At 28.6% G+C, this 22,786-nt stretch carries 28 protein-coding genes; 5 read left to right on the forward strand and 23 right to left on the reverse strand.

Annotation, left to right across the window (positions count from 1 at the left end):
• Positions 1-16 precede the first annotated feature (16 nt).
• The 14 genes from yfcE to BR82_RS0100290 all read right to left on the reverse strand — a co-directional run bounded on the left by yfcE (position 17) and on the right by BR82_RS0100290 (position 9,748).
• The gene (yfcE, locus tag BR82_RS0100225) at positions 17-559 is read right to left on the reverse strand and encodes a phosphodiesterase (protein WP_027088486.1); all 543 of its coding nucleotides are present in this window, start codon (positions 557-559) and stop codon (positions 17-19) included.
• A 1-nt stretch (position 560) separates the two neighbouring features.
• On the reverse strand, positions 561-1,175 hold the full coding sequence (locus BR82_RS0100230; protein WP_027088487.1) for a GyrI-like domain-containing protein: 615 nt from the start codon (positions 1,173-1,175) through the stop codon (positions 561-563).
• A 130-nt stretch (positions 1,176-1,305) separates the two neighbouring features.
• Positions 1,306-1,566, reverse strand: a complete 261-nt coding sequence (locus tag BR82_RS0100235) for a thioredoxin domain-containing protein (RefSeq protein WP_027088488.1) — start codon at positions 1,564-1,566, stop codon at positions 1,306-1,308.
• Positions 1,567-1,570: 4 nt separating this feature from the next.
• Positions 1,571-2,053 carry a peptidylprolyl isomerase gene (locus BR82_RS0100240; RefSeq protein WP_027088489.1) on the reverse strand — a complete coding sequence of 161 codons (483 nt, stop codon included), beginning with the start codon at positions 2,051-2,053 and terminating at the stop codon, positions 1,571-1,573.
• Positions 2,053-2,334, reverse strand: a complete 282-nt coding sequence (locus BR82_RS0100245; RefSeq protein ID WP_027088490.1) for a hypothetical protein — start codon at positions 2,332-2,334, stop codon at positions 2,053-2,055. The genes BR82_RS0100240 and BR82_RS0100245 overlap by 1 nt, the downstream gene beginning before the upstream one ends.
• Before the next feature lie 606 nt (positions 2,335-2,940).
• On the reverse strand, positions 2,941-3,420 hold the full coding sequence (gene rlmH, locus BR82_RS0100250; RefSeq protein ID WP_027088491.1) for a 23S rRNA (pseudouridine(1915)-N(3))-methyltransferase RlmH: 480 nt from the start codon (positions 3,418-3,420) through the stop codon (positions 2,941-2,943).
• Entirely contained in the window at positions 3,410-4,159 is a 750-nt protein-coding gene (locus BR82_RS0100255; RefSeq protein ID WP_027088492.1) for an MBL fold metallo-hydrolase, read from the reverse strand. The genes rlmH and BR82_RS0100255 overlap by 11 nt, the downstream gene beginning before the upstream one ends.
• 86 nt (positions 4,160-4,245) lie before the next feature.
• Positions 4,246-4,449, reverse strand: coding sequence for a 50S ribosomal protein L31 (gene rpmE / locus BR82_RS0100260; RefSeq protein ID WP_024722144.1), 204 nt, complete (start codon positions 4,447-4,449; stop codon positions 4,246-4,248).
• 148 nt (positions 4,450-4,597) lie between these two features.
• Positions 4,598-5,866, reverse strand: a complete 1,269-nt coding sequence (locus tag BR82_RS0100265; protein ID WP_027088493.1) for a UDP-N-acetylglucosamine 1-carboxyvinyltransferase — start codon at positions 5,864-5,866, stop codon at positions 4,598-4,600.
• Positions 5,867-6,075: 209 nt separating this feature from the next.
• Positions 6,076-6,942 carry a class II fructose-1,6-bisphosphate aldolase gene (gene fba, locus BR82_RS0100270; RefSeq protein WP_027088494.1) on the reverse strand — a complete coding sequence of 289 codons (867 nt, stop codon included), beginning with the start codon at positions 6,940-6,942 and terminating at the stop codon, positions 6,076-6,078.
• A 147-nt stretch (positions 6,943-7,089) separates the two neighbouring features.
• Positions 7,090-7,830 carry a TrmH family RNA methyltransferase gene (locus BR82_RS0100275; protein ID WP_027088495.1) on the reverse strand — a complete coding sequence of 247 codons (741 nt, stop codon included), beginning with the start codon at positions 7,828-7,830 and terminating at the stop codon, positions 7,090-7,092.
• On the reverse strand, positions 7,820-8,089 hold the full coding sequence (locus BR82_RS0100280) for a hypothetical protein (RefSeq protein WP_024722148.1): 270 nt from the start codon (positions 8,087-8,089) through the stop codon (positions 7,820-7,822). The genes BR82_RS0100275 and BR82_RS0100280 overlap by 11 nt, the downstream gene beginning before the upstream one ends.
• A 28-nt stretch (positions 8,090-8,117) precedes the next feature.
• Complete coding sequence (locus BR82_RS0100285; protein ID WP_027088496.1) at positions 8,118-8,672, reverse strand: GNAT family N-acetyltransferase; 555 nt, start codon at positions 8,670-8,672, stop codon at positions 8,118-8,120.
• A 5-nt stretch (positions 8,673-8,677) separates the two neighbouring features.
• A complete protein-coding gene (locus BR82_RS0100290; protein WP_027088497.1) occupies positions 8,678-9,748 on the reverse strand; it encodes a metallophosphoesterase in 1,071 nt (356 codons plus the stop codon).
• A gap of 71 nt (positions 9,749-9,819) precedes the next feature.
• Between BR82_RS0100290 and BR82_RS0100295 the strand changes: the two genes are divergently transcribed.
• Complete coding sequence (locus BR82_RS0100295) at positions 9,820-10,626, forward strand: methyltransferase domain-containing protein (RefSeq protein WP_027088498.1); 807 nt, start codon at positions 9,820-9,822, stop codon at positions 10,624-10,626.
• Between the two features lie 90 nt (positions 10,627-10,716).
• Here the strand turns inward: BR82_RS0100295 and BR82_RS17540 are convergent, their stop codons facing one another.
• The gene (locus BR82_RS17540) at positions 10,717-10,965 is read right to left on the reverse strand and encodes a hypothetical protein (RefSeq protein ID WP_240474470.1); all 249 of its coding nucleotides are present in this window, start codon (positions 10,963-10,965) and stop codon (positions 10,717-10,719) included.
• Between the two features lie 64 nt (positions 10,966-11,029).
• Positions 11,030-11,284, reverse strand: coding sequence for a hypothetical protein (locus BR82_RS17545; RefSeq protein ID WP_240474471.1), 255 nt, complete (start codon positions 11,282-11,284; stop codon positions 11,030-11,032).
• A gap of 410 nt (positions 11,285-11,694) precedes the next feature.
• Here BR82_RS17545 and BR82_RS0100305 point away from each other — a divergent pair, with 410 nt between their 5' ends.
• Positions 11,695-12,039: a hypothetical protein gene (locus BR82_RS0100305; protein ID WP_027088499.1), complete on the forward strand. Its 345-nt coding sequence runs from the start codon at positions 11,695-11,697 to the stop codon at positions 12,037-12,039.
• 1,199 nt (positions 12,040-13,238) lie between these two features.
• Positions 13,239-14,414 (forward strand): hypothetical protein, encoded by a 1,176-nt coding sequence (locus BR82_RS0100310; RefSeq protein WP_027088500.1) that lies wholly within the window; start codon positions 13,239-13,241, stop codon positions 14,412-14,414.
• A 186-nt stretch (positions 14,415-14,600) separates the two neighbouring features.
• Here the strand turns inward: BR82_RS0100310 and BR82_RS17390 are convergent, their stop codons facing one another.
• Together BR82_RS17390 and BR82_RS0100315 are read right to left on the reverse strand one after the other, a co-directional pair.
• The gene (locus BR82_RS17390; protein WP_084300635.1) at positions 14,601-14,702 is read right to left on the reverse strand and encodes a peptidoglycan-binding domain-containing protein; all 102 of its coding nucleotides are present in this window, start codon (positions 14,700-14,702) and stop codon (positions 14,601-14,603) included.
• A gap of 374 nt (positions 14,703-15,076) precedes the next feature.
• Positions 15,077-15,814, reverse strand: coding sequence for an acyl-[acyl-carrier-protein] thioesterase (locus tag BR82_RS0100315; RefSeq protein ID WP_027088501.1), 738 nt, complete (start codon positions 15,812-15,814; stop codon positions 15,077-15,079).
• Between the two features lie 427 nt (positions 15,815-16,241).
• Between BR82_RS0100315 and BR82_RS0100320 the strand changes: the two genes are divergently transcribed.
• Positions 16,242-17,135: a M15 family metallopeptidase gene (locus BR82_RS0100320; protein WP_027088502.1), complete on the forward strand. Its 894-nt coding sequence runs from the start codon at positions 16,242-16,244 to the stop codon at positions 17,133-17,135.
• A 90-nt stretch (positions 17,136-17,225) separates the two neighbouring features.
• Entirely contained in the window at positions 17,226-17,717 is a 492-nt protein-coding gene (locus BR82_RS0100325; RefSeq protein ID WP_027088503.1) for a hypothetical protein, read from the forward strand.
• A 155-nt stretch (positions 17,718-17,872) separates the two neighbouring features.
• Here BR82_RS0100325 and BR82_RS14910 read toward each other — a convergent pair whose 3' ends face one another.
• The 5 genes from BR82_RS14910 to hslO all read right to left on the reverse strand — a co-directional run bounded on the left by BR82_RS14910 (position 17,873) and on the right by hslO (position 22,690).
• Positions 17,873-19,405 (reverse strand): LTA synthase family protein, encoded by a 1,533-nt coding sequence (locus tag BR82_RS14910; RefSeq protein WP_051592706.1) that lies wholly within the window; start codon positions 19,403-19,405, stop codon positions 17,873-17,875.
• Positions 19,406-19,519: 114 nt separating this feature from the next.
• Positions 19,520-19,702: a DUF951 domain-containing protein gene (locus BR82_RS0100335; RefSeq protein ID WP_034863767.1), complete on the reverse strand. Its 183-nt coding sequence runs from the start codon at positions 19,700-19,702 to the stop codon at positions 19,520-19,522.
• Between the two features lies 1 nt (position 19,703).
• On the reverse strand, positions 19,704-20,552 hold the full coding sequence (gene folD / locus BR82_RS0100340; protein WP_027088505.1) for a bifunctional methylenetetrahydrofolate dehydrogenase/methenyltetrahydrofolate cyclohydrolase FolD: 849 nt from the start codon (positions 20,550-20,552) through the stop codon (positions 19,704-19,706).
• A gap of 48 nt (positions 20,553-20,600) precedes the next feature.
• Positions 20,601-21,593, reverse strand: coding sequence for a tRNA dihydrouridine synthase DusB (gene dusB, locus BR82_RS0100345; protein WP_027088506.1), 993 nt, complete (start codon positions 21,591-21,593; stop codon positions 20,601-20,603).
• A 227-nt stretch (positions 21,594-21,820) separates the two neighbouring features.
• Positions 21,821-22,690 (reverse strand): Hsp33 family molecular chaperone HslO, encoded by an 870-nt coding sequence (gene hslO, locus BR82_RS0100350; protein WP_027088507.1) that lies wholly within the window; start codon positions 22,688-22,690, stop codon positions 21,821-21,823.
• Positions 22,691-22,786: the final 96 nt, after the last annotated feature.

The raw sequence follows: 22,786 nt of genomic DNA on the forward strand, positions 1-22,786 counted from the left end.
GTCTTCTTTAGTTATTTTAATCAAATTTAACAGTCTTAACAACTTGACCACTAAATTCTTTTATTAAAAATTCATTATTTTCATAAATCCCATAACTATTATTACCTTCTTTAGGTAAAGAAATTGATGATGGATTAATTATATATATTCCATTTTGATATTTAGCCACTTGTCTATGGATATGTCCATAAACAAAAATATCTCCAGGATTTAAATTAGGAAGATTGTTTTCATCAAATAAATGGCCATGAGTTAAAAAAAAGTGATGATTATCAACATCTATAGTCGCATAATCAGCTCTAATTGGAAATTCCAGAACCATCTGATCAACCTCAGCATCACAATTACCTCTTACTGCAATAATTTTATTTTTGTAATCATTTAATAATTTAATTACTTTTTTAGGCGCATATCCATCTGGCAGATCATTTCGTGGTCCATGATATAAAATATCACCTAAAATCACTAATTTATCAGCATTTTCTAATTCATACATTTCTAGTGCTTTTTTTGCATATGTATAAGAACCATGTATATCGGATATAAACATTATTTTCACTCTAAATCAAGTCCTCCTCTACTGGATATCGTACTATTGTTTTCAAATTCTCTGGAGCTACGCGTTCAGGTTTATTTAAATATATTTCGTGATGTAAACCACTCAATTTCAAATTAGCAACTGTAATATATTCCATAATTTGTTTAGTTGAATTTATTTCTGTATTATAAGGGCCTATATGCAGCATTTGAATACACTCACCTTCTTCAAATTCTTTCAAATAAACATCTAATGTAAAATAATCACCAGTTTTCAATAAAAGTTCCATTTTAATTTCTTCTAATATTTCTTCTGTCAATATTGGCGGCTGTAACATCATTAAAGTATATTTAATCATTTTTTTTCTTGTTACATCAAAATGACTATTATCATAAGTATCCCAAAGTCCCTCTAATTTAGCCCCGCTAAAACTAATCTCTTGTTTTTGATAATATTCTTTTAAAGACTTATTTATTAAAAACAAGAGTTTTGATTTATTTCTAAATTCAGGAACAGTTGGATTACCAATACCATCTATTGCTATATACTTTAACTTTGGTACTACTAAACTACTTATTTTTTTTGTCATTGCCCGATATAACTGTGGATATTCTTTTTTTATATCATATTTTTTCACTATATCATCCCCACCCTCATATTATATTACTATTATCACAAAATACTACAAAAAATCAACAAGTTTATTAAAAACATGACTTTGTCCTCTCAATTATAAAAGCGCCTTAGAAAACATTTATCTTGGCGCTTTAACTGCTGTTTTTTAAATATTGATCAAAAATACTTTTTATTCCTGCTTTTGTAGCAACACCCTCATGTAACTTAACATTGCCATCATATAAAGCAGGAACATAATAATAATCATATTGGTCAGCTAATTGACTATCAATCTGCTCATCAACTAATTCAATTTCAATCTTACGATACTCAGGATTCTCATCTTTCAATTCCCTGATCCAATCTAAAGCTCTTCTACAATGAGGACAATTTTTCAAAATAAACATTCTCATTTTTCTATTCTCTTCTAATTGTCTTGATTACGATTGGCGTATTAGGACAATCTTGCAAATTTCGTGGTGCATTAGCAATTTTATCAACAACTTCTAAGCCTTCTGTAATTTTCCCAAACGCTGCATATTGACCATCTAAATGTGGCGCGTCTTCATGCATGATAAAAAACTGTGAAGAAGCAGAATCTGGTATCATTGTCCGCGCCATTGATAATATTCCTCGTGTATGTAATAAATCATTTTTTACCCCATTACTACTAAATTCACCTTTAATGCTTTTAGCTTCATGATGATTAAAATCTTTATCATAACCACCACCTTGAATCATAAAACCAGGAATAACACGATGAAAAATCAAGCCTGCAAAAAAATCCTGATCAATTAAATTCAAAAAATTTTCTACCGTAATTGGTGCAATTTCAGGATAAAGTTCTCCTTTCATTACTCCCCCATCTTCCATTTCAATAACAATTTTTACAATATTCATTACTTTTCTCCTTTATCAACTATTCTAGCCTCAATAACTTCATTTGCCTTTTTTTTATCTTTTCTCTTTTTATTAAAAATCAAACCCACAATAATAAGTATCGCAAATATAACCAGTACTACGATAATTGAATCAACCAGTTTAAATTGATACGCAGTTGCTACAATTAAACATAGATTTATGATTTCAAAAGTTCCTGATAATTTATGTCGACCATTAACCATAAAATTAAGAGCTAATGCAGTACAAACAAACATCGCTATAATTAAAGCAACCTCCATCTTCATCCTCCTCATAATATTTATCTTTATAATCGTTATTTTAACAAACAACAGGCTATTTATAAATACTTTTTCATACATATGCTATATTAAAACTTTTATTTTCAAACAAAGCAACAATAATATTACCATATTGTTCCTTTATAATGTCTAGATTATTCATCCAAAAATCTAGATTTATCAGCAATTTTATTATATCACGATTTTCCATCACTTTAAATAAAGTCATTCTTAAAAAAGCGTGTCATTTTGATAACTTTATTTCTACATTTTCAAATAAATATGAAAAAACATCCACTATTCTATAGAAATTTTATTTACCATAATATAACTGCATTATTTTTCAACAATTTTATAATATTACCAATAGTTTTATCAGTAAAAATCTTTAACTGCTATTAATAATAATTTTAAAATCACACTAATTTTTATTGTTTTTGCAAGATTTTCTCTAGAAGTTTTGGTACAAATATATAACCAATATATCAATATTATTTTATTATAATGGTCTAAAAAATCATTTTGAAAATGTTCATATATAAATTAATGAAAAAATACAGTAAAAATTATTACCGTATTTTTATATCACATTATAATTAAAACATTTTATTTATGATAAGTTTCGTTTTTTATAATCTTAAAACTGCGATAAATTTGTTCAACCAAAATCAATCGCATTAACTGATGTGGAAATGTCATCTTAGAAAAACTCAATCTTAAATTAGCTCGATCAATCAACTCTTGACCATGTCCTAAGGACCCCCCAATTACAAAATCTATCGTACTTTTACCAGATAACATACACCCTTCTATCTGTTTAGCCATTTCTATAGAATCAAGCTCTTTTCCTGCTACATCTAATAAAATAACATAATCATCCTGTTTAATTTTATCAAGAATCTTTCGTCCTTCTTTAGATTTTATGATTATTTCATTAGCTAAGGAACAATTATCAGGAATACTTTCATCAGCAACTTCATAAACTTCAACCTTACAATATCCTTGTAGTCTTTTTAAATATTCTTCAACACCAGCATTTAAATATTTCTCTTTTAACTTACCCACACAAATAATTCTAATCTTCATAATTTCCTCCACTTATAACATTAACTTGACTTGCTACCTTAATATTATCAAAATTTATATTATTTTCATCAAATATATTTTTATATGTCTCCAAAGCTTTTTCTTCACTATTAGCCTCTTCACTTAAATGGGCTAGAACTATCTCTTTAGTCTTGTCACCAATTATTTCTGCCATCAATCTAGCACTATATATATTATCTAAATGCCCAGTATCTCCTTGAATTCTTCTTTTTAAAAAGTATGGTCGATTAGTTGCCATCAACATTTCAACATCATGGTTACTTTCAATAATATAATAATTTAAATTTTTTAAATACTGCCGATTTTTCTGTGATACATATCCTGTATCAGTCATATATAAAATACTTTCCGTCTTCCCTTTTATCACAAATGCTAGCGGACTAGTGGCATCATGTGAAATACTTAAGGGCATGATTTCATAATGGGCTAACTTAAATGCTTTATAAGGAATTATTTCATGACTTTTATCAATCCCTTTTATACAACCTTTGCCACAAAAACAAATACTTTGATCAAAAATACTAATATTTTTATTATGGTCATAATGATCATGGGTCAAAAGAACAAAATTAATATTTTTTTCTTGAAAACCAAGTTTACTTAATTTAAATAATAATTGCTTTCTAGTAATCCCACAATCTATTAAAATTCCAATACCATCATCGTATATAAATGTACTATTACCTTTAGAACCACTAGCTAAAATATGAAATTCCATTAACTCATCCTTTCTTATAACTTATTATAACATAAATTATTTTTATAAAAACAAAAAAGGGACATCTGCCCCCTAATTGTAATAAATTATTTAAACCCGTATTTTTTATTAAATTTATCAACACGTCCATCAGCACTAGCAAATCTTTGTTTACCAGTATAGAATGGATGACAGTTTGAACAAGTATCTACACGTACTTCATCTAAAACTGATCCACTTTCAAATTCGTTCCCACATGATGTACAAACGACTTTTACTTTTTTGTAATTTGGATGAATTCCTTTTTTCATAAATTATATCTCCTTCCGCCTTATAGCCTTACTGCTACAAAGTAAGTTTCTAATGTATAATAACATTAATAAATCATTATTTCAAGTATATTTACAAAATATTTCAAATCACTAAACCTACATAAAATACTTTAATAAATTATTCTTTTTAATCTTCAACATAGCGTCTTGTAATAACAGCTCCTAAAGAAACTAGTTTATGATCAATGTTTTCATAGCCTCTATCAATATGATACACATTTCCAATCTCAGTAACTCCATCTGCCATTAACGCTGCAACTATCAAGGCCGCACCACATCTTAGATCTGTTGCATATACCCTTGCTCCATGCAATGGAGTTGGCCCATTTATATAACACATCGCTTCTTCCTGATCTATCTTTGCTCCCATCGCATTTAATTGATAACAATGTCCAAAACGTTCTGGATATATCGTCTCTACTACCTGTGAACTTCCCTGACATTGCGTCAATAATGCTGTCAATGGCTGCTGTAGATCTGTGGCAAATCCAGGATATACCTGCGTCCGGATATCCACCGCTCTTAGATTCTCTTTCCCGCCATGCACTATTATACTATCTCCTACGATATCCATTCTGACTCCTATTTCTTTTAGTTTTGATGTCACTGCTTCTAAGTGCTGCGGTATTACATTTTGTACGATTACTTTTTCTCCTGCTGCCGCTGCTATTACTAAAAATGTCCCTGCTTCTATTCGATCTGGTATTATTTCATGATTACATCCGCTTAATTTATCTACTCCCTCGATTATTATGGTATCTGTTCCCGCACCTCTTATCTTTGCTCCCATTTTTGTCAACAGGTTCACTACATCGATTATTTCTGGTTCTTTAGCTGCATTTTCGATCGTTGTTTTACCTTTTGCTTTTACAGCTGCAAGCAAGATGTTTATCGTTGCTCCTACTGATGCAAAATCTAAATATATTTTATTTCCTATCAGCTCTTTAGCTTCTATCGTATATGTTCCATCGCTGCTATATGCAACAGTTGCTCCTAATGCTTCAAAGCCTTTGATATGCAGATCGATTGGACGTGGTCCTAAAAAACAGCCTCCTGGCATTTTCATCGTAACTTTATTACACTTTCCTAATAATGCTCCCATCAAATAATATGATGCTCTTAATTTATCTACTGCCTCGCTAACTAATGGTCTATTTTCTAAATTAGTAGGATCTACTACTAATACATCGTCATTTTTTTCAACTTTACAGTTCAGTTCTCTTAATAATACCCCTAATGCATCAACATCAGAAATATTTGGTACTCCATATACAGTTACAGGACTATCTGCTAAGACTATTGCTGGAATTAGGGCTACTGTTGCATTTTTGGCTCCACTCACCACTACCGTTCCATTCAATTTATGTCCACCTTCAATAGCAATTACTTCACTCATTTTAGTCCTCCTTATAATTTTATCTACGTAACTACTATATATTAATTTATTGTTAAAAACAACCAAAATTTGTATTTTTAAACGATTAGAATTTTTTGACAATTTTCGTATATTTTTATTTCTACAAAAAATAAAAATTTCAAACATTTATTACCAGATAATAAAAGAATCCCTCTAAGCGGGATTCTTTAAATAAATTTTAGTATAAATTAAGCTTTACCAATGCATCCAAAGATTTCCATTTTTTCTTTAACACATTCTTTAATAGCTTCAGCACCTGGTGCTAATAATTTACGAGGGTCAAAACCTTTACCTTCTAAATCTTTTCCTGCTTCGATATATTTTCTTGTTGCTTCTTGGAAATATAATTGACATTCAGTATTTACATTGATTTTAGAAACACCTAAAGTAATTGCTTTTTTAATCATTTCTTCAGGAATTCCTGTTCCACCATGTAATACTAAAGGTAATTTTCCAGTTTCTTGTTGAATTGCATCTAATGCATCAAAATCTAATCCAGCCCAGTTTTCAGGATATTTACCATGAATATTTCCAATTCCTGCTGCTAAGAAATCAACTCCTAAGTCAGCAATCATTTTACATTCTTTTGGATCGGCAACTTCACCTTTTCCAATTACACCATCTTCTTCTCCACCGATAGATCCTACTTCTGCTTCAACAGAGACACCTTTAGCATGGCATAACTCAACCATTTCTTTTGTTTTTTCAATGTTTTCATCAATAGAATAATGAGACCCATCAAACATAATTGAAGAGAATCCTGCTTCTAATGCAGCTTTAGCTCCATCATAGCTACCATGATCTAAGTGTAAAGCTACAGGTACAGTAATTCCTAAAGAATCAACCATTGCTGCTACCATTGCTGAAACAGTTTTAAATCCTGTCATATATTTTGCAGCACCTTCTGATACACCTAAGATTACTGGTGCTTTCAATTCTTCTGCAGTTAAAAGAATAGATTTTGTCCATTCTAAATTATTAATGTTAAATTGACCAACTGCATAATGTCCTTCTTTTGCTTTATTTAACATTTCTGTTGCTGATACTAATCCCATAATATTTCTCCTTTTCTTTTTACTCCTATATAATACTATTATTTAAAAAAAATTTCTATAGTAACACTTAGATTTTTACCTATTTTATTCATTTTTATCCATTGTAAGCAATTACTTTATTTTATTAATTATTCTTTTAAGCCTAATTTATCTTAAAACTTCCTTAGATTTAAATATATCTTTAGAAAAATGACATAACGTAATTCCTAAAGCCATCGATAAATTTAAAGAATCAATTTTTTCACTATGAGGTATAAAGATACTTTGACCATAATCAAGAAATTCATCTGGTAAACCACTGCTTTCATTTCCAAACACCAATGAATGACTTTGCTGATCAGGTTCAATTAAGTGAATATTTTTAGCCCCCTTTAACATTAACGGATATATATTGCGTTGCGGATATTTTTCTATATATTCATCAAAACTATCAAAATATTCAAAATTAATGTTAAATATTGCTCCCATCGACGCTCGGATAACTCGGGGATCAAATACATCTACACCAGGTCGAATGATCGCTAAATTAACATAATTAAAACCTAGCATCGTTCGAATGATCGTTCCCATGTTTCCCATATCACTAGGATTTACTAAAACCACATGATTAGTATCATCTAAACTTAATGTATATTTTTTTATAATTGCAACTGCAAAACAGTTTTCTTTTTTAGAAAGTTTATTTATCGTATTATCACTTTCAATTAAATCAATTTTATTTTTCTTACATAATTCATTAATTATCGCAATTCCTTTATTTTTCGATGAATTACTTTTTATATACACCCTTAATACTAAATCTGGTTTATTTTGTAATAACTCAATTGTTTCAAATACTCCTAATGTATATGTATAATCAAAATCTTTATGATATGCTTTAATTTTCATTCTCTAAACCTTTCAATAAATCAATTTGTTTTTTTAAATCAAGTTGTAATGCTTCAAAATGCTTACGATCATAATCTACACCCTGATCAATCAACTTTAATAAATCATTATATTTTTCATAAGCCAATGTAAATAATGAGATTTGAATTTCTAAATCAAGTTCATTTTGTCCGTTTGTAACGATCTGATTGATCTCTTTATATTTTTCTTTAAATACTTCATCTAAATCAACTTTTTTCTTTCTATTAAACAAACCCATTTTATACGCCTCCTAAAACATTATACAGCTAATCAAAATAATATTCCAGTTTTGAAAAAGGAATAAATTTTGCAGGCTTTGCTTTATGCTCGCCTAACATTTTTTCCATCCAAATCATATCATACCATTTATCCAATTTATACCCACACTGATGAAAATGGGCTATTTGATAATATCCTAACCGCTGATGAAACACTACACTACCTTCATCAGGAATCGCAATACAAGCATTCATATTCAAAATATTTTGTCTTTTAGATATTTTTTCTAGTTCATGATATAGAATTCTACCAATTCCTAAATTCCGATAATTATTATCTATATAAATCGAAGTTTCTACCGCCCAATCATATGCTGCTCGTTTTTTTAATTCTGATGTATAAGCATATCCTACGATCTTATCATTTACTTTAGCAACTAAATATGGATATTTATTTAAAGTATTGTTTATCCGCTGTTTAAATTCTGCAATACTAGGTACATCATACTCAAATGTAATTGCCGTATTTAATACATATGGTGCATATATTTCTAATAGCCTTTTGGCATCTTCACACTTTGCTACATCTATCTTTACTTCCATTATAATTATCTCCTGCTTTTTAAATTAACAACAACTATCTCACTATGGTTGGCAGTTCGCATATTATATCCCCAGCCTCCCATACCAGATGTTACGACAGCACAAAAATCACCATCTTTTTTTATTCCATAATTCATCTCATTTACTTTAATTAATTCATAAAAATAATTTAAAGGAAAAATCTGACCTGCATGTGTATGACCAGATAATTGTAAATCAATTCCTAATTCTGCATTATGCTTATAATCTCTTGGTTGATGATCTAATAATATCAATGGTTTGTTATCATCTAAATTATTAGTTATTTCTTCTAACTCTTTTCTGTTTTTTACTACATAATCTTTTCTACCAATCAAATAAATATCATCTAAACTTACTGCTTCATCTAATAAAACAATAACTCCGCTTTCTTGCAATCTATTTACTATATCAAACTCTTTTAAAGGTGTTCTTCCCTTAAAACCAATTTCATGATTACCCTCAATAAAATAAACTGGATATTTTGCTGCCAGTGATTCAAATATTTTCATCGCATATGTTACTTCGTCCGAAGTTGTATTTTCATCAAAGATATCTCCTAATAAAATAATACCTTCAGGATCAATTGCATTTGCATGATTAGAAATTTTAGTTAAATCAGTTTTAGAAACAATAGTACCTAAATGAATATCGGAAACAATCATTAAAGTTTTATCATTAAAGTTTTTATTTATCTCGATATCATATGTTGTAATAATCGTATTTTTAGCATTATACATACCATAAAAACTTAAAATCAAGCTTATTACTAAAACAATAATAATTCCATAACGATAACTAAATTTAATATATTGATTAAATTTAGTTATATATAAAATAAACCTAATAACATCAAAAATAACCAGACAAATACAAGCATTGACCAAAAAACCAAAATATATCAAATCATCTAAGCTCAAAATAATAAAACCTATGATAATAGCAGCTGTAATAACATTTCGATATTTAACCCTAGTAAAAATATTTTGTACATGGTAAGCCAAATAAAATGCCATAACTCCTACTAAAGTCATTTCCACTAACACAAACCAACTCATTATTATCTCTCCTTCAAGATATTATTATACCATAGTTTATATTTATGGTATAATGACATCGAGGTGAAATTATGCATAAATTAGCATGTCCGAAATGTCATAAACCAATTGTTCAAATTGGAAACTCTTATAAATGTGATTCTGGTCATTGTTACGATATCGCAAAAAACAAATATTTGAATTTGTTATTAAATCCCGATAAAGCTACGAACAACCCTGGTGATAGTAAAGAGAGTCTTATAGCTAGAAAAGCATATCTAACTAAAGGATATTATGATATTATTTTAAATAATGTTATTGATTGTATAAAAAAATATCGTAACGATAGTAAATTAAATATTTTAGATTTAGGATGTGGTGAAGGATATTATACTACTGGTTTAAAAAAATTTTTTAATGATGATAATATTTATGGCCTAGATATTTCTAAAGAGGCTATTAATATGGCAACTAAGTATACTAAAGATATATACTGGCTAGTTGGCAATAGTAAAAATTTACCCATTGTTGATCATTCTTTAGATTTTATTACTGCATTATTTACAGTCGTTAATCAAAATGAATTAAAAAGAGCTTTAAAACCTGGGGGATATATAATTCATGTCACTGCAAATCCTAATCATTTAATTGAAATCAAGCATTTAATATATGATGAAATAAAAGTAAAAAGCGATAAATACATTCGTTTAGATTTTAAAAAAGTTGAAAGCTATGATTTAATTCATCAAGTAAAGATCGATAATCGTGAAGATGCTTTAAATCTTCTTAAAATGACCCCACACTATTATCATATCAAAAAAGAGCGCCGTAATATTTTAGACACTCTAAATAAACTTGATATTACAATTGATATTAAAATTACAATCTATAGTACATAAAAATTTTATTTATAATTAATAAAGATGATGTAAATTATTGATCAATAATTTACATCATCTTTTCTTTTAAAACAATATTTTTCTATAAAATTATTTAACATACCAAAATCTCACCATTTTAACAACATTAAAACAATTTTTTTCAAACACTATTCTAGCTGGAATTCTTTTTATTTCCCCACAATCAAGAAAGACAATATCAAGTCCTTCTCCAGTTTCCTCGTAACCGACAATCGTTACCCAATGCCACAAATCATCACGAATCTGACGTCTTCGATGTGTTAAAATTAATAATCCTAACGGATTTGCACTATCTATACTTTCCTTTACTACCTTCACAGCTATTTCAACATTTGGTTTTCTCAATATGTAATATTTACAATTATCTAATAATTTGCTTAATCTACGTGCATATAAATATACATATGGAAAACCTTTTTTTTTGAGGCTCCATTAATTTAAACATCTCAGTCATATGATCAAGATAGATATCTTTATCAAATCTATGATCCTTTTTTGTATAATAAAGAAAAATATCTGTAGCACTGACACTAGCACATCCCGCTTTTCTTGCCCAAGAATCTAAAAACCAGTCTTGATTACCACCATGCCCTACAAATTTATCTTTTATATATACTTTTGGATAATCTAAAATCATCATGCCACCTTCCTTCATTATGCATATTATACATAATTCTATTTAATTTAGTTAACAATATGATAATAAATAATTATCATTATATTTTAATTTTATGCATCCTATCATTCTAAAACAATTTATATTTAATGATTTAAATACTCTATATTTGTATTCCCTAGAGTTTTTTTATTAAAATCTAATGCTTTGTTAAAAATTTTTTACTACTTCATTACACTTAATTAAAATATGATATTACTTTTATTGCCTTTGTACTGTTTAGATTCTTTTACAAAACATTCTAAAATAACATTACATAAAATACTATAGATGCTATTCTGAAAAAGAAAGATATCTTTATTATCAATTCTGATATATATGGTAAACACACTTCATAATGTTTATATAAAAAAGAAGAGAGAAATAATTTTATGAAGAATTTAAACAAATGCCTTTTGGTTTCATTTGTACTAGGGGTAATCTATTCAATATATGTAATAGCATATTTTGGTGGTGCAATTGGTGGCTCAGAAGGTACTGAACAAGCTGGTGCAGCTATTGCTACTGCATTAGTTACACCTCACATGATCTGTACAGTTTTAGTAACAATATTTAATGGGTTAGGTCTATTTATGAAGAAACGTAGATTTGCTCTTGCTGGTGCAATTTTATATGCAGTCGCAATGGTTTTATTTATTCCATATTTTATGTTTGTTATTGTACAAATGATCTTATCATTTGTAGGATTTGCAAAGCTAAAAAAAGATACTGTTTAAAAATAAAAAAATCATATGTTAATACGCTATATCAGATGAAAAAATATGTAATTCCAAATATAAAACAAGATTAACTTTACATAGATTTAGTTACAGCCATGTTAGTTTACTCATAAATAATGGGATTGATAGTTTTACAATTACAGAAAGGTTAGAACATTCTAAAGAAATAACAAAACGAGTTTATAGTCACATGTTTCCAAGTAAAAGGAAAACAATTCTTAATATACTGGATAACTTATAAATTAATAAAATCCCTGATAAATTTCCAGGGATTTTTCTTATTAAAATTTATTTTTTTAAACTTTGCCAAAAACTCTATAAAACAAGAAAAATCTCTTTGAAACAAGAGACTTTTAATATCTGTATTCTATATAGGAAGTAATTTTATGTGATGTGTTTACTTTTTAATTGCTTTAAAACTTTCGTTTTTGTTATGCTGCAATTTAAAATAATCTTTACAAACCGTAATTTTTATACACAAAAATATGTCACATTTATACATATATATAATAGGGTATAGTTTTATCAATATCTTTAGTTTTTTTAACAGGGAATTTCTTTATAAAGAATTTTAGAGATATGATGAAAGAAGCAATCATTTAACCAGTTAATATGAAAAGAAGCTTGATCAAGATGAAATAAAAAATCATCAGAGTTTAAAAGATAAGCAATATCAGAGGGAAAATGCTTAGGAATAAGTAAAGGTTGAAAGAATTGAGAGAATTTAAAAAGAGATTTAGAAAAAATATTTATATTATTTAAAATCGTTGTTATACTATCCGTGATGAAACTCCTTTTTTATTGGTTTTATGGTGAAACAAGTATAACATGGAAGTTTTGTCTTTTTTAGTATAAAACGAAAAAAGATGATAAAAGAGATATAATCAATAATCATTTTATCGTTTGGAATAGAAACAAATAAAAGTAGTAAATTTGTATCAGTTATACTGATTTTTTACACTACCAAAATAATCATGAGATGATTTTATGAATCTAAAGGATAAAAAGAAACAAGAAGCAGAGGCAAATACTGCGGAATATTAGGGATTATTAAAATAAAATACAGTATTGCTTGACTTTTGTACTTCATATTAGTATTCTAATAATAGAAGGTACCTTTCTTATCATTATAATTTATTTTACAAAATAATAAAATAATAAAAAGTAGAAAGCGGGAGCCACGGAATGGGGAAAAAATGAATAAAAAAATTATATCATATTTACTCTGTATATCGATTTTATTTACAGTCTTTTTCATAGTTTCTGAAAAACAAGTTTATGCTGACAATTCTAATGTTATGACTTTAGAAGAAGCTATTAAATTGATAAACGATAGAGTAAACTCAAAAAAGAAAACTAAGTTTTCAACTATAAACGAACCATATGTATACCCAATATTACCAGGAACAAAAGAGTGGGAAAGTTTTAAATCCAAAGATGAAATGATGGATGCTTGTCAAATACCATCTGAAATAGTTGACTCTATGTCAACGGAAGCTTTAACACTTTCAGTTATCAATCATCCATTATTAGATACTGAGGTTCTTTCTTATAATGACTATACACAAGGCTTTGATTCTTTTGTATCTGATTTTGATGCAGCAAAAGCATTATTAGAAAGAGAAGATTTTGCTGTTAATTTAGCAAAAATATATTTAGACACACCAGTTTTAAATAAAGAAGAATATAAAGAACAACGTTCTAACTCCCAAAATACTATGTTAGATTTCACTGTAAAAGAAACAGTTTTAGCAGTTCCACAAGTATTTAACTTATTCAAGGAAGACGAAGCCGAAGCATTAATTGTAATAGCAGAAAATAAAATGAAAGAAAAATCAGAAAACCAAGAAATGTATGGTACCTCAGTTAACACCTTTTTTACAGTAAGAGCCATCGTTTCTGGAAAAAATAATAGAAACGGATTTGCGACTGTTTTAACTCCCAGGGGTTCTTCTGTTGTTGTTATTACTATTTCTGATGCGGAATTTACTACTCAACAAAAAGAACAAATAAACGCAACTTATAGAAAAGAATACCCTCAAGCAACAATAGTAGCATCAGCAAGTAAAAAATATAACTGTCATTCTTATGCATGGTATCTTTCATCAACAAGTAATAGATACTGGATGGATGATCCAAGTAAATATATGTCTGATGGTAGTTATTGGAAGCTTAATTATTCAAATGTGAAAAGTGGAGCAAAAATGTATTGGAGCGAAAAACAACATTCGGCAAATGTAATCTCGGTTAATTCAAGTGCTGCTAACGGTAAAAAATGTACAGTACAATCAAAATGGGGACAGGGTCCTATAATGAAACATAATGAAAGTTATTCTCCATACAATAATTCTAGAACCGTGTGGGGAAGGTAAATTAATATAATAAAAAAGCCTAGGTCGTTATGATCTAGGCTTAAACTTTATATATTTATTGTTTACTACAAATGTTACATAACCCACACTTAGTACACTATGGGTTTTTAGTTTTTCTTTTAATAGATACTCCTGTCAAGGGTCTAAAGGCTTTCCATTAGCATCCTGCGTTAAATTACGGTTCTTTTAGAATACTTTTATTGCATTATACATATTTGTACCAAAAATTCCATCTACTGTTAAGCTAAACCCTACACTGTTTAATCTCTCTTGAATTAATCGTGTTATGTTGCCTTCACCTCCTTTTTTTAACTATAGGACAAGCATTTAATGTCTTAAATCCTTTTATACCATCTACAACTAATCCAGCTCCAAACTGAAAATATACTGGATAACTTATAAATCAATAAAATCCCTGATGAATTTTCAGGGATTTTTCTTATTAAAATTTAATTTTAAAAAATTATTGGTGCCACGGTGGTGCCAAAAGCTCTATAAAACGGGAAAAGTCTCTTTGGGACAAGAGACTTTCAATATCTGTATTCTATACGGGAAAACGAATACTATTATAGATATTTGGGACATGATTATAATAGCATATTATTTTACAAATTGTTTTCAAATGATGAAAATCAGTTTTCAAATAATGAAAATAAAATTTATTAACAGCAGCTTATTTCTGCTCCTAATTCAAAATATGTTTCTATATCGTCTTTTGCTTTAAAAACTACTTTTATATAATTATCATCAATATAACGATATATCTTAGCTGTCGTTCCTGGCATCATTTCCTTTTTAAAAATAATACTTATTTTTTTGAAATAATTATTCTCAAAAAATTCAAATGGTAAAACATCAAACGCCCATTCAATATATCTACTATTATTTAAATGCTGATTTACATCAACATCACTATATAAAACAGTTCGCTCCATTATAAATGATAATTCCAATCCTTCTTTAATTTTATGAAAAGTGTCTATACTATATTTATATGGCACAATCTGCGGAATAATAATCCCAGCTTTTTCTGGCCTAGTAATTCTTCTTTTTTTCAAATCAATCAAAGTCCATAATGAATAGACGGCCGCAATCTCTTCACCACTTTCATCTTCCACCCAATAATTACGCATAAACTGGATTTTTTTATATCCTGAAGCCCTTGTATATAAGTTGATTAACTCATTTATTTTAATTGGCCTTTTTAAAATTATTGTTTCTTTAGCTAAAACAAAACCATAATTTTCAGCTAATTTATCATTCCAAATTCCAATTTTAAATGCATTTATAGTAGCTAAATCTGATAATTTGGACATTAAAGAAGAGATTCGATAATTACCTTTATAATCAGCTTCTTGACATTGAACTAAAACTTTTAATGATGAAATTTTATTTTCCATATTTGCTCCTTTCTGTTATGAAGTGACTTTTGTCAAGTAAAAATTACACATTGATCATTTTATTTTATCATCAAGAGCATAAAATTCAAAAATTTATCAATAGTTACCTGCTTCTGTAATATGATAAACGCCTCATACCAACACTACCTATTACATAAATCATAAATAATTGTTAATATATCTTATTTATACTACAAGTGAAAAACCAAAGATAACTAAATCTGCTTATCATTTTTTAGTTTATCTATATCCTACTGCTGTATTCTATTTTCTTGACATTTATCCTTCTTTTTATTTTTTATGTTTTCTATTGAGCTAATAATAATGCAAAAAACTTTAATTGTATAGTAATTGTTCATAAAAAATTAAAGTTTTTTATGGTATTATTTATATAGAAGAACTATTCTATTACTTTAGAGGTAAAAAAATGAAACGTCGAATAAATAAAAAAAGAGTTGCCTTTATAGCAGCTGTTTTTACAATCATTATTTCAATTATCATATACTTAATAATAAATATAATTTTTCTAATCAGTACACCAAATACACCTACTGTTCAAAAAGCAAAGAAAGTTTCAAAAAAAGATCCTTTTACATCACTAAACTATTATTTACCTTCACAAAAAAAACGTTATGAAAATTATAAAACTAAATATCCTGATTTATCAGATGAAGAAGTAGTTACCTATGTTAATATGAATTTAGATTATAATTTTTATGACCATATTATTATCCAGTCTAATCCTAGTGCTTTAAATACACTTGTAAATAAATATTATCGTTTAGATAACAATTTTTCTCCCTCAGATCTCGTCTATATCAATGATGGCTATACTAGTACTAATGATCCCGCCTATAAATATCGCAAACATCAAATGTCAAGCGTTGTTTATAACGATTTTGTAGCATTAAGAAACAAATGCCGTGAAAGAGGAATAAGTTTTTATGTTGTTAGTGGCTATCGCTCAACACTAGCACAAGAAAAAAGTTATAATCATATGGTTAATACCTTTAGTGTTGATGAAGCTGATAAAACATGTAGTCGTCCTGGTCACAGTGAACATACCTTAGGTTTAGCATGTGATGTGGCTTTAGATAATTATTCTTTTGAAACTATCGTTAATCATCCTGATTACCAATGGTTTGCTGAAATAATATCAGATTATGGATTTATTATACGTTATCCTGAGGGTAAAGATTCTTTGACTGGTTATAGTTATGAGCCTTGGCATCTTCGCTATTTAGGAAAAGATTTAGCTAAGAAAGTAACAAAGAGTAAACTTACTTACGATGAATATTATGCTCGTAATTTTATGTCTTAAATGACTTATATATAGATTTTAGTAATTTTAATATGTAATATTTAACGATTTTCTTGTATAATAATGTTATTGAAAGAAGGAGTATATTTAATGAATACTGTTTTTAATATCTTACCTTTTTTGGTATTTTTAGCTTTATTATGGTTTACATACATAAACATTTCTTATGGCATAATCGTATATCGCACCACTAAAGATGATCATACTTTGACTTCATGTCTTAGTGAGTCTGGGAAATATTTTTACATAGCTTTATTGATTTTTTATGCTTTTACATTTTGTATTTGTTTAACCCTTATAATCTTAAATGTTATTTCTAATAATTTAGATGGAGCATATGCACCATTAAACATCCTTACTATTGTAACATTAGCTGTCAGTATTTTATTACAACAAATTATCTACGTTGGTCATCGCCAAATGATGATTGGTAAAATTAAATTAGACTATCGTAAAATAAAACGTGTTACATATCCTAAAGCAAAAAAACTTAGATTTGTTTATGGACAAAAATCATTTGAAACTTCTCTTCGTTTTATAGATGATTTTAAATTAAAAAAAGCATTGCAAAAAACTAGATAGTAATATAAAAAGAATAATAATATGTTCCCAACAAAAAAATTATTCATTATTTTTTACTTTAGGATAAGCGTAAAAAAGAGATTTTCAAATAACTATATCAGTTAATTTGGAAATCTCTTTATTTTTATACTATTTATAATCAAGTAAAAACCGAATTAGTTCTTATTACTTTTTGTCTTATACGAAGAAAATCTTTTACTTTTCTTTCTTTTAGTTTCGCCTACTAAACGTTCTTGATAATAACTAGAATATTTTTTAATTTCAGAATTAATTTTATTAAACCCATATTGTTCAATAAGTGTTTTCTTATTTGAAAATAAATTAGTACCTAATCCAAGTCTATCTCCATCAATATCGATTCCTAACGAAGCAAGAATAGTAGGATACATATCAAGAATTGAAAATTTTCGATTTTTTGTATTCTGTTTATTAACTGCACTATTTATAAAACAATTATATGGTGTTCGTAAATAATTTTTATCTACATTTTTAAAGTACTTCTCTGCCATACTTTTATGATCACCAGTAATAACGATTGTAGTATTTTCATACCACGACTGTTTTTTGCACCATTCAATGAAATCACTTACTTGTTTTGATTGACAAGAAATAACATTAGCATACTGGTTTTTATGAATAGATTTACAATATGGACAAACATACCCATCAGGTGTATGCGTATCAATTGTTACCAGTTCAAAATTAAAGGGCTTATTATTAGAGGCTAATTCCGTGAGTTCTTTTCTAGCAAACTTAAATAATTTTGCATCCTCAATTCCCCAAAAAACAAAATAATCATCTGGAATATAACCATTTTCTTTGAAATAATTATAATCAGCTATTTTATAATTACCATGTTGTCGATAAAAATTAGATGTACAAGCAAAATCACCATCACTACCCATCATGATTTCATTGACATATCCTTGCTTTTCTAATACTTCTCCAATCGTATAAACCCCTGGTAAAAAACTTGAAGTATGGGTATATGATTTTCCATTAAAAGGGATTAAAAGCGGTATACCAGATTCTTGACCAACCATTGAAGCAACAGTCCACTGCGTTCCTTCCAATGTCATACTTCCACCAATTAAATCATTATGTGAAAAATTAATATTATCCTTTGCAAGCGATTGCAATTCTGGCATATAACTTGTCTGTTGAATTCCACCAGATTCGATATCTAAATAACTGTTTTCCATTGATTCCAAATAAATATGGATCAGATTTCTTTTTTGCTTTGGGTAAGTTATTTTTACTTTATTAAAATCAACGTAATGATCTTCATACAGAGTGGTCTTTTTAATCATATCAAATAGATAACCAACTATTTGATAATTATATAATGCATAAACTATTGCCATTATAATCACTATCCAACCAATCGTTAATATATGATCGGTCAAAAATAAATGCAACGTTTTAAACGGTAAATTAAATAAAATAATTTCTGTAACCATTACAATAACAAAACTAGCTGGTACAGTTTTTATAAACCAATCTGCATAAATGCCACCGTCAGTTCCATCAGCAGGTGCTTTTAAATGAAAAATCATTTGATTTAAGGTCTTTACAGAAAACGTTCGATTACCCCAAATAATTGAAAAAACAGCTAATAATCCCACAAATATTAATACCGACCCCACAACTTCTTTAATTGTTATCAATTTAAAAATATAATTTAACATTTACATCATCTCTCTATTTATATCACGATATCTAATATACATACATTTTGTTAACTAAATATGTCTATCCAAAAATTTTAGTGCCAAACTATATTATTAATACTATTTAGAGCGTTATTGAATTATGACTTTTTTTAATTTTTTTTCAAATTCACGACGTGAAAACATCACTATAGCTCCACACCCTAAACATTTAATTTTAATATCAGCACCCATTCTTATAATCTGCCATTGGTTCGATTTTTTACATGGATGCTGCTTTTTCATTTCCACAATATCATTTAAATTATAATTCATTTTACTCTCCATTCCGTTTATAAAAAGCTTCTAGTGTATTTTGCATTAACATCGTTATCGTCATTGGTCCAACTCCTCCAGGAACTGGTGTAATAGCCATTACTCTATCTTTTACATCTTCAAAATCTACATCACCACATAATTTATTATTTTCATCACGATTGATTCCTACATCTAAAACAACAGCTCCATCTTTTATATATTCATGATTAAAAAACTTAGGTTTACCAATTGCCGCAATCAAAACATCAGCTCGAGAACATATTTTTTTTAAATCTTTAGTCTTACTATGAGCTATTGTCACAGTCGCATCTTTTTGTAAACATAATAAAGATATTGGCTTGCCAACGATATTACTACGCCCAACAACAACAACCTCTTTACCTTTCAAATCATAATTGATCTCATCTAACAATACTAACATTCCTTTAGGCGTACATGGTACAAATGACTGCTGTCCTAAAAATAATCTTGCTGCATTTTGAGGATGAAAACCATCTACATCTTTATTTGGATCAATAGCTTTCAACACTTTTTCTTCTTCAATATGTTGTGGTAAAGGCAACTGTACAAGAATACCGTCAACACTATCATCATTATTTAGACGGCTAATTTCTGCTAATAACTCTGCTTCACTAAATGTATCATCATGTTTTAACACTTCTGATTCAATTCCAATATAAGCACATCCCCGCTCTTTATTTCTTACATATGTCTTACTTGCCTGATTATCACCTACTAAAATTACAACCAATTTTGGCAATCGGGAATAATTTTCTTTAATAGCTGCAACTTCTTCTTTCAACTGCTCTTTTATTTTCATTGATATCTCTTTTCCGCTAATGATCATTTTTATATCCCCCTTAAATTATTAAGTCCAATTATACCAAAATATTTTCTACATGCAACAATTAGATATCCCATCAAGATATAACTTATATTCAGCTAAAATCGTCTCTAACTGCTCGTATGTATCAATTTTTGATAGTTCATTTTTTACTCTTGCTGATGACTTCAATCCTTTTATATACCATGGCGCATGTCCTCGCATTTGAAACATCGCAACCTTTTCTGGTTCTATTTCCATTAATTTTTTTGCATGAGCTAAACATTGAGCGATTTTTTCTTGATATGTTGGTTCCAAAATTTCTTCACCGGTTTTTAAAGATTCAACAACTTGTTTTATCAACCAGGGATTTCCTAGAGCAGCACGACCAATCATCACAGCATCCACATTTGTTTGGGCTAACATTCTTTTAGCATCATCAACAGATTTAATATCACCATTGCCAATCACAGGGATTTTTACTGCTGCTTTTACGTCAGCAATAATACCCCAATCAGCCTTCCCTTCATACATCTGCGATCTCGTTCTTCCATGGACAGCAATAGCACTAGCCCCTGCTTTTTCAACTAACTCTGCAATTTTTACAGCATTGATATGTTCTTTATCAAAACCACTTCTAATTTTAACAGTTACTGGTTTAGAAACATTTTCAACAATTCCTTTAACGATTTCATATATTTTATCAGGATAAAGTAATAACTTACTTCCGGCTTCAGCCTTTAATACTTTATTAACTGGACATCCCATATTTATATCAATAATATCACAATTAGAATGCTGATCAATAAATTTAGCAGCTTTGACCATAGTTTCTACTTCACCACCAAATAATTGAATACTAACAGGATGTTCTCCTTCATCTACTTGAAGCATCTCTATCGTTTTAGCATTACCGTAACAAAGAGCTTTATCACTAACCATCTCTGAATAAACTAATCCTGCTCCAAAATCTTTAATTATTTTTCGAAAAGCCATATTTGTAATTCCCGCCATCGGTGCCATAACAACAGGATTTTCAATCTCAACATTTCCTATTTTAAACATTTACTCACTCCTCATGCAGTATCTTAACAATTATTCTAAAAAAAAGAAATATAAATGTATAAAAATTTTTACTCTGTTTATAATATTTACAGATAACTTACACTTCCCCGCTATTTTCCTCCCCGAAATAGAAGTAAGTTATCGAGTTAGTTATATTCCTAAATATGTTGGTAAACCAACTAAAAAGAAAGGCATCCCCCGCCTTTCTTTTTATATAACATAAACTATTAAATTTTTTCTTTTATAGCTTTTAATTCATTTTCATCAAACTGATACTTAGTATTACAAAATTGACAATTTATTTCACAACCATGATCCTCATCGATCATTGCCTGCAGTTCATCTTTTCCTAACGTAATCAAAGCATCTGCCATTTTTTCTTTCGAACAATCACAATTAAAAAATAAATCCTGCGTTTCTGTAATTTCCACGTCATCAAATAACGATTTTAATATATCTTCAGGATCTTTTTTGTTATTGATCAATTCAGAAACTGGTGGACATTCTTTTACAGCTTTTTCGATATAACTAATGTCCTCTTCAGTTGCTTCAGGCAATAGTTGAATAATATAACCACCAGATGCTAATACCTCATTAGTATCATTTACTAACACACCAACTGATACAACTGATGGTGTTTGTTCACTTACTGCAAAATAATAGCTAAAATCATCACCGATCTCACCTGTTTGTAAAGGAACCGCTCCTGTAAATGGTTCCTTCAACCCCATATCCTTGATGACTTGCAAAGTCCCTTCATGTCCAACAGCAACACCTACTGCCAATTTACCAGTATCATTATATGTATAATGTACTTCTGGATTAGCAACGAAGCCTTTAATATTACCATTTCCATTAGTAATACACATCATTGTTCCAATTGGACCACCACCATTGATTACAACGGTCATCTTTTCAGCGTTTTTATTCATTCTAGCCATCATCAAAGTCGCTGACATCATTCTTCCTAATGCTGCAGATGCTGTTGGCCACAAATTATGTTTTTTTCTGGCAATCTCTACTAGATTTGTAGTTCTACATGCAAAAACTCGACAATTTTTACTATTAACTAAACCTCTAACTAAATAATCTTCCATATAACCCTCCTTAAAAAAACACTGCAATTGACGATAAAATCATTGGAATTATCATACATAAAACAATAAATAAAATAAATATCTTTTTACTATACT

The organism is Thomasclavelia saccharogumia DSM 17460 (assembly GCF_000686665.1).
Taxonomy (GTDB): Bacteria; Bacillota_I; Bacilli_A; order Erysipelotrichales; family Coprobacillaceae; genus Thomasclavelia; species Thomasclavelia saccharogumia.